10 protein-coding genes are annotated in these 11,510 nt (G+C 64.6%); 7 read left to right on the forward strand and 3 right to left on the reverse strand.

The window, feature by feature from the left end; translation table 11 throughout:
- Positions 1–19: 19 nt before the first annotated feature.
- On the reverse strand, positions 20–526 hold the full coding sequence (locus LMJ30_RS18795) for a DUF1993 domain-containing protein (protein ID WP_229433994.1): 507 nt from the start codon (positions 524–526) through the stop codon (positions 20–22).
- 235 nt (positions 527–761) lie between these two features.
- Between LMJ30_RS18795 and LMJ30_RS18800 the strand changes: the two genes are divergently transcribed.
- Entirely contained in the window at positions 762–3,890 is a 3,129-nt protein-coding gene (locus LMJ30_RS18800; RefSeq protein ID WP_229433995.1) for a bifunctional diguanylate cyclase/phosphodiesterase, read from the forward strand.
- Positions 3,891–3,910: 20 nt separating this feature from the next.
- Here LMJ30_RS18800 and LMJ30_RS18805 read toward each other — a convergent pair whose 3' ends face one another.
- The gene (locus LMJ30_RS18805; protein WP_229433997.1) at positions 3,911–4,339 is read right to left on the reverse strand and encodes a thioredoxin family protein; all 429 of its coding nucleotides are present in this window, start codon (positions 4,337–4,339) and stop codon (positions 3,911–3,913) included.
- A gap of 62 nt (positions 4,340–4,401) precedes the next feature.
- Between LMJ30_RS18805 and tsaB the strand changes: the two genes are divergently transcribed.
- From tsaB to LMJ30_RS18825, 4 genes are read left to right on the forward strand one after another with little or no spacing between them, the layout of a single operon-like run.
- Positions 4,402–5,112 (forward strand): tRNA (adenosine(37)-N6)-threonylcarbamoyltransferase complex dimerization subunit type 1 TsaB, encoded by a 711-nt coding sequence (gene tsaB / locus LMJ30_RS18810; RefSeq protein WP_229433999.1) that lies wholly within the window; start codon positions 4,402–4,404, stop codon positions 5,110–5,112.
- Positions 5,109–5,579 (forward strand): ribosomal protein S18-alanine N-acetyltransferase, encoded by a 471-nt coding sequence (gene rimI, locus LMJ30_RS18815; protein ID WP_229434001.1) that lies wholly within the window; start codon positions 5,109–5,111, stop codon positions 5,577–5,579. The genes tsaB and rimI overlap by 4 nt, the downstream gene beginning before the upstream one ends.
- A complete protein-coding gene (locus LMJ30_RS18820) occupies positions 5,576–6,448 on the forward strand; it encodes a uracil-DNA glycosylase (RefSeq protein WP_229434002.1) in 873 nt (290 codons plus the stop codon). Before rimI ends, LMJ30_RS18820 begins: the two co-directional genes overlap by 4 nt.
- Positions 6,432–7,361: a DUF1853 family protein gene (locus LMJ30_RS18825; RefSeq protein ID WP_229434003.1), complete on the forward strand. Its 930-nt coding sequence runs from the start codon at positions 6,432–6,434 to the stop codon at positions 7,359–7,361. Before LMJ30_RS18820 ends, LMJ30_RS18825 begins: the two co-directional genes overlap by 17 nt.
- Positions 7,362–7,499: 138 nt before the next feature.
- Here LMJ30_RS18825 and lplT read toward each other — a convergent pair whose 3' ends face one another.
- Complete coding sequence (lplT, locus tag LMJ30_RS18830) at positions 7,500–8,762, reverse strand: lysophospholipid transporter LplT (protein ID WP_229434005.1); 1,263 nt, start codon at positions 8,760–8,762, stop codon at positions 7,500–7,502.
- A 127-nt stretch (positions 8,763–8,889) separates the two neighbouring features.
- On the opposite strand from lplT, the gene alr reads away from it, so the two are divergent.
- Both alr and radA read left to right on the forward strand, forming a co-directional pair.
- Positions 8,890–9,999 (forward strand): alanine racemase, encoded by a 1,110-nt coding sequence (alr, locus tag LMJ30_RS18835; RefSeq protein WP_229434007.1) that lies wholly within the window; start codon positions 8,890–8,892, stop codon positions 9,997–9,999.
- Positions 9,992–11,368: a DNA repair protein RadA gene (gene radA / locus LMJ30_RS18840; protein ID WP_229434010.1), complete on the forward strand. Its 1,377-nt coding sequence runs from the start codon at positions 9,992–9,994 to the stop codon at positions 11,366–11,368. The genes alr and radA overlap by 8 nt, the downstream gene beginning before the upstream one ends.
- The last annotated feature ends 142 nt before the right edge of the window (positions 11,369–11,510 follow it).

Consider the following 11,510-nt stretch of genomic DNA (forward strand, 5'->3'; position numbering starts at 1 on the left):
TTTGCAGCGGTCGCTGGAATTAATAGCTGCCGATAAAATCTTTTTTGCCGATCTCGACACCGTTGTGGCGCAGCAGGGCGTAAGCGGTGGTGGCGTGGAAATAGAAGTGCGGCATCGCGTAATGCACCAGGTAGTCCTGGCCCTTGAATTCGCGCACCTTGGCGCCGCTGCCGGTGACGATGTCGCGCTGGTCGCTCGCTTCGATGGCGTCGCGCGGCAGGTCGCTGATGAAGGCGACGGTGCGGGCGATGCGTTCGCGCAGGTCGGCGAAGCTCTTTTCGGTGTCCTCGTAGCGCGGTACTTCAACCCCGGCCAGGCGGGCCGAACAACCCTTTGCGAAATCGGTCGCCACCTGCACCTGGCGGAGGAACGGGAACATGTCCGGATACAGCCGAGCCTGCAAAAGGGCCGCAGGATCGATATTTTTTTCGTTGGCGTGGGTTTCTGCCTTGTCGATGATCGCGGCCAGGCTGTTCAGGATCTGGGTGAAAACAGGCACGGATGCCTCGTACATTGAAAAACTCATGGGTATTCCTCGTTGAAAGATGCTGCGATAATAGCAAGCTGGCGGGCTTTGCGCTGGAGGCCCCAATTCTCACCCTTTGTCACAGTGGTGTTGCGTCAAATTACGCAAGATGTCTGAATATGTCTCTTGTCTTGACGTAGGTGTTGAACTTGCCATAGAGTAATTATCTTCTACAGAAATGATGGCGCACAGGTCTCGGACTTCCCGGGGATAGTAAATATGGTAATGCCACTGCATGCATAGCACTCCCTATCGACAATTTCGCGCCAGGCTGGGAATTCTGTACGGACGGTCAATCTACGGCGCACTGCTGCTGGTCGTGGTTGGCGGCCTGGTATTCCCGGCGATTATCGGCAGCTATCTGCTGATCGGCGTGCAGGAACAGAAGTCGGCCCAGACCGCGCTCAATGAATCGCTCCAGCGCAATGCCGACATCCTCGCACTCGGCATGCAGGAATCACTCTGGAACATGAACGCCGAGTCGGCCCATTCGCTGGTCGATTCCGTCATGCGCGACCCGTCCGTGCTGCGGGTGCAGGTGATCGGCCAGGCCGACACCCAGTTCATGAACGTGCAGTCACCCAATCGCCAGGTCGGCAATGTCTACCACGCCGAACGCGACATCCTGGTGCGCGGCGAACGTATCGGCCGCATCCTGGTCGAGATGGACGACGCCCGCAGCCAGCAGGACCTGCGCAGCAAGCAGTCGAAATACGCGCTGGTGCTGGCCGGGCAGATCACCATCTCGCTGCTGCTGATTATCCTGTTCCTTAACCGCCGCCTGATGGGGCCGATGCGCAAGCTGATGTCGTTCTCCGACCGGCTCTCGCGCGGCGATTTCGAAACCCACCTCGACCTCGATGGCAATGACGAACTGGGACGCCTCGGCAGCCAGATGGAGCAGATGCGGATCGCGATCAAGCACCTGTTCGAGGACATCGGCCGGCGCGAGGAACGCTTCCGCACCATCGTGACGCAGGTGCCCGGCGCGGTGTTCCGCGTGCGCCTGGGCGGCCCGGTCGATTTCGTCAGCGACGCAATCGAAGACATTTCCGGCTACCCGGCTGCGCAGTTCATGCGCGGCACCGTCGACGCCTGGTCCGACATGGTCGCGCCGGAACACCGGCGCCTGCAGTATGGCGCCGTGCGCGAGGCTGGCCGCACCGGCAATCCGTACGAGATCGAATACCGCATCCGTGACGCCACCGGCACCGAACGCTGGGTCTCCGAAAAAGGCCATCCACGCATGGACGCCGCAGGCAAGGTTGAATGGATCGACGGCATCCTGACCGACATCAGCGAGCGCAAACACAATGAGATGCGCATCGAAGGCCTGCTCGCCGAGCAAAGCGCGATCCTCGACAACGTGATGTTCGGCGTGATGTTCGTGCGCGGCCGCCACGTGGTATCGGCAAACCGCCGCTGTGAGGACCTGTTTGGCTACGGGAGCGGCGAACTGACCGGCGTGTCGGTCGAAGTCTTCTTCAACTCGCGCATGGATTACGAGATGGCCGGCATGCGCGAGCACCCGAGCCTGGCCCAGGGCCGCGATTTCAGCGAAGAGCGTGAGTACCGCAAGCGCGATGGCACCACGTTCTGGTGCATGGTCAGCGGCTGCGCGCTCGATCCGCTCCAGCCAAATGAGGGCAGCATCTGGGTGTACGCGGACATCAGCGAACGCAAACAGGCCGAAGAAAAGCTGCGCTTGTCCGCCACCGTGCTCGAACATATCGCCGACGGCGTCATGGTGGTCGACACCGAACGGCGCATCGTCGCGGTCAACCCTGCCTTCACGCAGATCACCGGCTACACCGAATACGAGGCGCTCGGCCACCCGGCCAGTATCACGCGCTCGGAGCGGCACGAACAGTCGTTCCACGAATCCATGTGGGCGGAACTCAACAGCGTGGGATTCTGGCGCGGCGAGATCTGGAACCGGCGCAAGAACGGCGAGGTGTACCCGGAGTGGCTTACCGTGTCTGCGGTTCGCGACAGCAAAGGCCGCATCACCCATTACGTCGGCGTGTTCAGCGACATCACGGCAGTCAAGGAGTCGCAGGAAAAGCTCGATCACATGGCGCACCACGACCCGCTGACCGCGCTGCCGAACCGCCTGCTGTTCCACGACCGCCTCCAGCACGCGCTGCAGCGCGCCGGCCGCCTCGACGAGCAGCTTGCGGTGCTGTTCATCGACCTTGACCGCTTCAAGAACGTTAACGACACGCTCGGCCACCATGTCGGCGACGAGCTGCTGATCCAGGTTGCGGGCGCCTTGTCGGCGCGGCTGCGCGAAGGCGATACCCTGGCCCGCCTTGGCGGCGATGAATTCATCGTCCTGCTTGAAAATGTGGACGGCGCCTACGGCGCCGGGCTGGTCGCCGAGAAGCTGATGGCCATGTTCGAGCAGCCGTTCATCGTGTCCGACTACGAGCTGTTCGTCACCGGCAGCGTCGGTATCAGCCTGTACCCGAACGACGCCACCGACCTGAATATGCTGATCCGCAATGCCGACGTGGCCATGTACCAGGCCAAGGCGCGCGGGCGCAACGGCTACCAGTTCTACGCGCCGTCGATGACGGGCGAAGGCGTTGAACGCCTGCGCCTCGAAGCCATGCTGCGCCGCTCGATCGAGAAGAACGAGATTTTCCTGAACTACCAGCCGCAGGTTGAAATCGACACCGGCCGCCTGATCGGCGTCGAAGCGCTGGTGCGCTGGAACAGCCCGGAGCTGGGCGTGGTGCCGCCGTTTCGCTTTATCCCCCTGGCTGAAGACATCGGCTTTATCAGCCAGCTTGGCAAGTGGGTGCTGTACGAAGCATGCCGCCAGATGATCCGCTGGGAAGAGCAGGGCCTGTCGGTGCCCAAGATCGCAGTCAACCTGTCGGTTAAGCAGTTCGAGCGGGGCAGCATCGCCACCATGGTGGCCGACGTGCTTGCCGAAACGGGCCTCGACCCGCAGCGCCTCCAGCTTGAAGTCACCGAGTCCGTGATCATGAATACCGGCGATGCGCTGGCTTTCATCAACGACCTGCACGCCATTGGCGTTGGGCTGGCAATCGACGATTTCGGCACCGGCTATTCGTCACTGGCTTACCTGAAGCAGATGCCGGTGCAGACGCTGAAGATAGACCGCAGCTTCATCAAGGACATCTCGACCGACATCAACGACGAAGCGATCACGATCGCGATCATCCAGCTTGGCAAGAGCCTGAACCTGTCGGTGATCGCGGAAGGCGTGGAGACCGCGGAACAGGCCGAATTCCTGCTGCGGCATGGCTGCAACCTGGCGCAGGGTTACTACTACAGCCGGCCGGTGATGCCGCACGCATTGCTGGAATACTCGCAGGTCAAGGAGCCGGGTTAAGTACCGGCTTAAGTGCCGGCTTAAGTGCCGGCGGCGCGCAGCAGTTCGCGCAGGTTGCAGTCCTGCTGCCACTCGCGGCGTTCGGAACTGCTGTTTGCCAGGCGCGCCAGTTCTTCGCCGGACTGCGCCGCCTGCGCCTTGACCAGGCGGTCGGCCAGGGCGGGATCGGGCAGCATCGTGCCGAAGAAGGCCACGACATCGTCGCGCTGGATCAGCAGGGTAGGGAAGTTTTCCACATCAAGATCGCCCACGACGTCAGCCTGGTCCTCGACGTCGATCCACACGAACAGCTTGTCCGGATGGCGCGCGGCCACCGTTTCGAAGGCAGCCTGGTACGAAGTACAGGTGCCGCACCATGCCGCGCACAGGCAGGCCACGACCCAGCGGTCGCTGTCCAGTGCTTGGGCAATCGTGTTGCGGTTATCGGTATCGAGGGTCAGGCTGTGCATGCGGCATTCTACAACGGGCGCCGCAGGGCTGCCAGCACAGGCTGGCCGGGTTAAAATACGGTATGTCTATTATTCTCGCCATTGAAACCTCGTCCGAACTGGCATCCTGCGCGCTGCTGAACGGTGACACGCTGCTGGCACGCGAGTCGTCCGGCGTACGCACCCATTCGCAATCGATCCTGCCGATGGTGCAGGAACTGCTCGCCGAAGCCGGCCTTACGCTCAGGCAGTGCGATGCGATCGCCTTTGGCGCCGGCCCCGGTTCGTTTACCGGCGTGCGCACCGCCTGCGGCATCGCCCAGGGGCTCGCGTTCGGCGCCAGCCTGCCGGTGGTGCCGCTGGTGACGCTCGAAGCGATGGCGCTGGCCTGCCACCTGCAAACCGGCGCCACCGAGATCCTCGCGGTGCTCGACGCGCGCATGGGCGAAGTCTATTGGGCCCAGTACCGTTACGACGGCGGCCTGCAGGTCGTGGCCGAACCGGCGCTGTGCGCGCCGGGCGAGGTGGCCCCGGTTGCCGTCAGTGCGCCACTGGCCGCTTGCGGCAATGGCTTCTCGGCCTACCCCGAAGCGTTTGCCGGGCGCCCTTACGCTGCGCACGCACTTGCCGCCATCATGCCGCACGCGGGCGAGATTGCCCGCCTGGGCGCCGTGGCGCTGGCTGCCGGCGGTGCGGTGCCAAGCGCGCAGGCGCAGCCCATCTACCTGCGCAACAAGGTCGCCTACACCAGCGCCGAGCGCCAGGTGATCAACGCCAGCAAGGCAGCCGCATGACAGGCGCCAGCGCGCCCACCGGACTGCACCTGTCGCGGATGGTGATGGACGACCTCGACGAAGTGTTCGGCGTCGAGCTGTCCGTGTACCCGCACCCCTGGACGCGCGGGAACTTCGCCGACTCGCTCGCCAGCGGCTACCAGGGCCGCGTGCTGCGCGACGACGCCGGCAAGCTGGTCGGCTATTTTTTGCTGATGGCGGCGGTCGACGAAGCGCACCTGCTCAACGTGGCCGTGCGCGCCGAGCGCCAGGGCGAAGGACTGGGCCGCTACCTGCTCGACAAGGTGGTCGACTGCGCGCGCGCGCTTGGCATGGAATCGGTGCTGCTTGAAGTGCGGCCATCGAACCAGCGCGCGCTGAAGGTCTATGAACAGTACGGATTCACCGAAATCGGCCGGCGCAAGGCATACTATCCAGACCATAACGGACAACGCGAGGACGCGATCGTGATGAGGTACGTTTTATGAGTGGCCGCACCGCCGCCTTCCTGGAAGAGATCGGCATCGGCCCGCTGTGGACCCTGCGCCAAAGCGCCGGGGAAGCGGCGCCCGAAGTGCAGGCTGAAGAAGCACAAGCGCCTGTCCAGGAAGCCGCGCCGGCGCCCAGGCCTTACCGTCCCGAGCCGTCGCCGGCGCTTCCGCCGCCGCCGGTCTACCAGCCCGGACACGAACCGCGCGCGCCGATGAACCATCCGCAGCCGCCAGGCAGCGCCTGGGCCGACGACGATGTGCCGGCCGCGGTCACCGACGAGGAAATCGCCTTGATGGACTGGGCGCAGCTGCGCGCGGCCATCGCCAGCTGCACCCGCTGCGGCCTGTGCGCAGGCGGGCGCAAGCCAGTGTACGGCAGCGGCGCCCGGCAGGCGCAGTGGGTGGTGGCCGCGGGCGCCACCACCGCCGCCGATGAAAAAGAAGGGCAGCCAATTGCAGGCGACGCCGGCAAGCTGCTGGTGAACATGCTGGCCGCGGTCGAACTCTCGCGCGACACCAACGCCTACGTCACCAACCTGATCAAATGCCGCCCGACGAGCGTTAACGGCGGCGACCGCGCGCCGACCGCCGACGAGGCGCGCGCCTGCCGTCCATACCTTGAACGCGAAGTCGCGCTGACCGGCGCCGGGATGGTGCTCACGATGGGCCAGATCGCCGCCAACGGCCTGCTCGGCAAACCGCTGGCGGAGCCGCTGTCGGCTTCGCGCGGCATGGTGCACGCCCTGGGCGAGGCGCCGCTGGTGGCGACGCTGCATCCGGGCGAACTGCTGCGCCGCGGCGCCGACAAGGCACTGGCGTGGGCCGACCTGTGCCTGGCAAAGGCGCACGATGGACGCGCCGGCTGACACCTACCAGGCGCACTTTGCGCGGCGCTGGGGCCACCTGCGGCAAGCGCACGTGCGCACGCTGGCGTGGCTGCTCGACGCGCCGGACCTGCTCGACCCGCACGACCCCTACTGGGAACACAAGATCGCCTCGCTTGGCGAAGTGCGCCCTGACGTCGCGCGCTGGCTCGGGCAGCTCGATGCCGACCCATCCGCGCTGGAAGCCGCGCTCGGCGAGCGCGCCTACACCCGGCTCGGCCTGTATGCCGAAAAGCTGATGGCCTTCTACTTCCGCGAACGCGGCGAACTGGTAGCGCACGGGCTGCAGGTGCGCAGCAGCCGCAACGACACGGTCGGCGAATTCGACTTCCTGCTCGACGCCGGCGCCGAAGGCGTCGAGCACATCGAGTTCGCGACCAAGTTCTACCTGCTGGAAGGGACAAGCGCCTCGCGCTTCGACACCTTCGTCGGTCCCAACCTGGCTGACAGCCTCGGCGCCAAGATGCGCAAAATCTTCACGCGCCAGCTGGAACTGGGCATGCACCCGGCGGCGCAGGCGCTGCTTGACCGTCCCGTGATCCGGGCGAGGGCGCTGGTCAAAGGCTGGCTGTTCTATCCCGCCGGCGGACACCTGCCGATGGGCGGCATCTCGGCGCAGCACTGCCGCGGTTTCTGGTGCGCCCTGGCCGACGTGCCGGCGCTGCAACCGGACCGCTTCGTGGTGCTGCCGCGGATGCAGTGGCTGGCGCCATACCGTGGCAACGGCGCCGAAGCGGTGCTTGGGAAAGATGAACTGCAAGCCGCGCTGGCCGGGGCGGAAATGCCATCGCTGGTAGCGGCGGTGCGGGAAGAAGGCGGCAACATCATCGAAACCGAGCGCGGCTTCATCGTCCCCGACACCTGGCGCGAACGCGCCGCCCGCCGCCGCCTCTAGCAACGATCCACCAGAAAAAGTTGCCAAGATCGGGGTCAGACCACCGCATTTGGGGAATATTCCCCAAATGCGGTGGTCTGACCCCGATTTTGGAAAGACTGCCCGATCTGGCGTCCCCGGGGTCTGTCCCCGAATTTTTTAGTGCTTGTGCTCGCCGATCAGGGCCAGGGAGTCGTGCTCTTTCTGGTTCAGCGCGTGGCGCTTCATGATCAGGAACATGATGCCGGCGACCGAGGCGCCGAACAGCACGATGATGATGTTCAGGTCGAGGTTGAGGGTGATCATGACGGCGTAGATCGCCAGCATCGTCAGGATCGAGAGGTTTTCGTTGAAGTTCTGGACCGCGATCGAATGCCCGGCACTCATCAACACGTGGCCGCGGTGCTGGAGCAGCGCGTTCATCGGCACCACGAAGAAGCCCGACAGCACGCCAATCAGGATCAGCAGCGGATAGGCGAGCACAACCGACTGCACCATCGGCATGCACATCACGACCACACCCATCGCAATGCCCAGCGGGATCACGGTCAGCGATTTTTTCAGCGGGATGATCTTGGCCGAGGCCGCCGCACCGAGGGCCACGCCGAGCGCCACCACGCCGATCAGGGTCGTGGCTTTGTCCAGCGGCATGTCGAGCGACTTTTCCGCCCACTTCAGCACGATGAATTGCAAGGTGGCGCCGGCGCCCCAGAACAAGGTCGTTACCGCCAGCGAGATCTGGCCGAGCTTGTCTTTCCAGAGCAGGCCGCAGCAGGTGGCGAATTCGGCAATCAGTTTGGCCGGGTTGCGCTCCTGGTGGGCGTAGACCGCGCCGGTGTCGGGGATGCGCAGGTTGAACAGGGTGGCCAGGATGTACACGAAGACAACCACGGCCAGCGCGGCTTCGGTGGTGGTGTCGATGCCGGTGTCGAGCAGCGGCAGGTCGAAGCCGAGCAGCAGCGCCGAGCCGTGCGCGCTGACCAGCGCACCCCCCATCACGGTGCCGAGGATGATCGACATTACCGTCAGGCCTTCGATCCAGCCATTGGCTTCGACCAGCTTTTCAGGCGGCAGCAGTTCCGTAAGGATGCCGTATTTGGCGGGAGAGTACACCGCCGCGCCGAAGCCGACCACCGCGTATGACAGCAGCGGGTGCAGCTGGAATACCATCAGCGCGCAGCCGAAAATCTTGATCAGGTTGGCAATGAACATGACCCGGCCCTTCGGCATCGAGTCGGCAAATGCGCCCACGAAGGCGGCAAGAAGAACGTAGAAGAGGACGAATGAGAGCTTGAGCAATGGCGTCAGCGATGCCGGCGCATTCATGGAGATCAGCAGGTCAATCGCTACGAACAGAAGTGCATTGTCCGCCAGCGACGAAAAAAACTGCGCCGCCATGATGGTATAGAAACCACGATTCATTCGAAAGCTCTAAAACAAGTGTGGGTTGCTTTATACCATGAATGCCCATGAACCCAAAGAAATCCGCAATGCGAAACGGGCAGCGTCCGGTAAAATAGAGCCTCTTGTAAACTATGCCATTCGTCCCATGCCAAGGCCGCTCAGCGCTACCATCCACCTCGATTCGATGCAACATAACCTGGCCCGGGTCCGCGCCTGCACCCCGGGCGCCAAGGTGTGGGGCGTCGTCAAGGCCAATGCCTACGGCCATGGACTCGAGCGCGGCATGCGCGGCTTCGCCGGTGCCGATGGCCTGGCCCTGATCGAAACCGAGGGCGCTGTGCGCCTGCGCGAGCTTGGCTGGACCAGGCCGGTCCTGCTGCTGGAGGGGATCTTCGAAGCGGCCGACACGGCCCTGCTGGATCACTATGGCCTGAACAGCGCCGTCCATTGTATCGAGCAGGTCGAGATGCTGGAGCGGGCGTCCTTCACCCGTCCGATCGACGTTCACCTGAAAATGAACACCGGGATGAACCGCCTGGGCTTTCGCCCCGACCAGTTCGCGCAAGCCTGGCGGCGCCTGCGCGCCATCGCCGCAGTGCGCGAAATCACCCTGATGACCCACTTCGCCAACGCCGACGAACTCGAGCACCCGCGCCTGACCGTGCGCGAACAGGTGCGCCGCTTCTGCAAAGGGGCCGAGGGCATCGATGGCCCGCGCAGCCTGTCCAACTCGGGCGGCGTGCTGCACCAGGCCGAGCTGGCCGCCGAACTGTCGAATGACTGGGTGCGCCCGGGGATCATGCTGTACGGCGGCACGCCGGGCGGCAGGTCGGCCGAGGACTTCGGCCTGCGCCCGACCATGACCCTGGCCAGCGAAATCATTGGCGTGCAGGACATCGGCGCCGGCGACACGGTCGGCTACGGCAGCCGCTTCGAGGCCACCAGGCCGATGCGCATCGGCGTCGTCGCCTGCGGCTATGCCGACGGCTACCCCCGCCATGCGCCGCACGGCACGCCTGTCGTCGTCGATGGCGTGCGCACCCAGTTGGTCGGGCGCGTCTCGATGGACATGATGACGGTCGACCTGACCGGCATCGAGGGCGCTGGCGTCGGCAGCAAGGTGGTGTTGTGGGGCGCCGGCCTGCCGGTCGACGAGGTGGCGGAGGCGGCCGGCACGATCGGCTATGAACTGATGTGCGCCGTCGCGCCGCGCGTGCGCATGCTTGAAGCCGACCTGGGATCCGCGCATGGCTAAGGTAAAAACCAGCTACACCTGCAGCGACTGCGGCGCCATCGCTAGCCGTTGGACCGGCCAGTGCACCTCCTGCCACCAGTGGAACACGATGGTGGAGTCGGTGGTCGAGGCGCCCGGCGTCAACCGCCTGTCGAACCAGCAGTACAAGAGCCTCGCGCAGACCGCGCCGGTGCTGTCGCTGACCGATATCGAGGCGGTCGACGTGCCGCGCTTTGGCACCGGCATCGAGGAGTTCGACCGGGTGCTGGGCGGCGGGCTGGTGGCCGGCGGCGTGGTGCTGATCGGCGGCGACCCCGGCATCGGCAAGTCGACCCTGCTGCTGCAGGCGCTGGCCAACATCTCGCAGGTGAAGAACACCTTATATGTCAGCGGCGAGGAATCGGGCGCCCAGATCGCGCTGCGCGCGCGCCGGCTGGCGGTCGAGGCGAAAGACCTGAAGCTGCAGGCCGAAATCCAGCTCGAAAAAATCCTCGGCACGCTGGAGTCGCTCAAGCCCGAAGTGGCGGTGATCGACTCGATCCAGACCATTTATTCGGACGCGCTCAGTTCCGCGCCGGGCTCGGTGGCCCAGGTGCGCGAGTGCGCCGCGCAGCTCACGCGCATGGCCAAGCAGTCGGGCGTGACGATCATTTTGGTCGGCCACGTGACGAAAGAGGGCGCGCTGGCCGGTCCGCGCGTGCTCGAACACATCGTCGACACAGTGCTGTACTTCGAAGGCGATACGCAATCGAGCTTCCGCCTGGTCCGCGCCATCAAGAACCGCTTCGGCGCGGTGAACGAGCTGGGCGTATTCGCCATGACGGAGAAGGGCCTCAAAGGCGTGTCGAATCCGTCCGCGCTGTTCCTGTCGCAGCACGACACGCAAGTACCCGGCGCCTGCGTGATGGTGACGCAGGAAGGCACGCGGCCGCTGCTGGTCGAGATCCAGGCGCTGGTCGACACCAGCCACCTGCCGAATGCGCGCCGGCTGTCGGTCGGCCTTGAGCAGAACCGGCTGGCGATGCTGCTGGCGGTGCTGCACCGGCACGCGGGCATCGCGGCATTCGACCAGGACGTTTTCATCAACGCGGTCGGCGGCGTGAAGATCAGCGAACCGGCAGCCGACCTGGCCGTGCTCTTGGCGATCAATTCGTCGATGCGCAACAAGCCGCTGCCGCGCGGGCTGGTGGTGTTCGGCGAAGTCGGCCTGGCCGGCGAAATCCGCCCGGCGCCGCGCGGACAGGAGCGCCTGCGCGAAGCGGCCAAGCTGGGCTTTTCGATCGCCATGATCCCGAAGTCGAATGTGCCGAAACAGCCGATCGAAGGCATGACGATCGTCGCCGTCGAGCGGATCGACGAAGCCTTCAACCGCCTCCGCGAATTAGATTAACCCAGGCCGTAGGGCGGACAAGGTTGTATAGCCGGGACACATAGTGAACACATGTCGGGAGACATGGTGAACACCTTTTATGATCATCGTTTTGCCACCTTGGGGAGCAGACGATGCCTTGGAAGGAGAGTTCACAAATGTC

This window comes from Massilia agrisoli, assembly GCF_020831365.1.
In the GTDB taxonomy this organism is placed as follows: domain Bacteria; phylum Pseudomonadota; class Gammaproteobacteria; order Burkholderiales; family Burkholderiaceae_D; genus Telluria_A; species Telluria_A agrisoli.

Bases quoted from the DNA above. Each gene is read 5' to 3' on its own strand.
- LMJ30_RS18805 (WP_229433997.1), bottom strand. From the start codon at position 4,339: ATGCACAGCCTGACCCTCGATACCGATAACCGCAACACGATTGCCCAA.
- alr (WP_229434007.1), top strand. From the start codon at position 8,890: ATGCCAAGGCCGCTCAGCGCTACCATCCACCTCGATTCGATGCAACAT.
- rimI (WP_229434001.1), top strand. From the start codon at position 5,109: ATGACAGGCGCCAGCGCGCCCACCGGACTGCACCTGTCGCGGATGGTG.
- LMJ30_RS18820 (WP_229434002.1), top strand. From the start codon at position 5,576: ATGAGTGGCCGCACCGCCGCCTTCCTGGAAGAGATCGGCATCGGCCCG.
- LMJ30_RS18795 (WP_229433994.1), bottom strand. From the start codon at position 526: ATGAGTTTTTCAATGTACGAGGCATCCGTGCCTGTTTTCACCCAGATC.
- LMJ30_RS18800 (WP_229433995.1), top strand. From the start codon at position 762: ATGCATAGCACTCCCTATCGACAATTTCGCGCCAGGCTGGGAATTCTG.
- radA (WP_229434010.1), top strand. From the start codon at position 9,992: ATGGCTAAGGTAAAAACCAGCTACACCTGCAGCGACTGCGGCGCCATC.
- tsaB (WP_229433999.1), top strand. From the start codon at position 4,402: ATGTCTATTATTCTCGCCATTGAAACCTCGTCCGAACTGGCATCCTGC.
- lplT (WP_229434005.1), bottom strand. From the start codon at position 8,762: ATGAATCGTGGTTTCTATACCATCATGGCGGCGCAGTTTTTTTCGTCG.
- LMJ30_RS18825 (WP_229434003.1), top strand. From the start codon at position 6,432: ATGGACGCGCCGGCTGACACCTACCAGGCGCACTTTGCGCGGCGCTGG.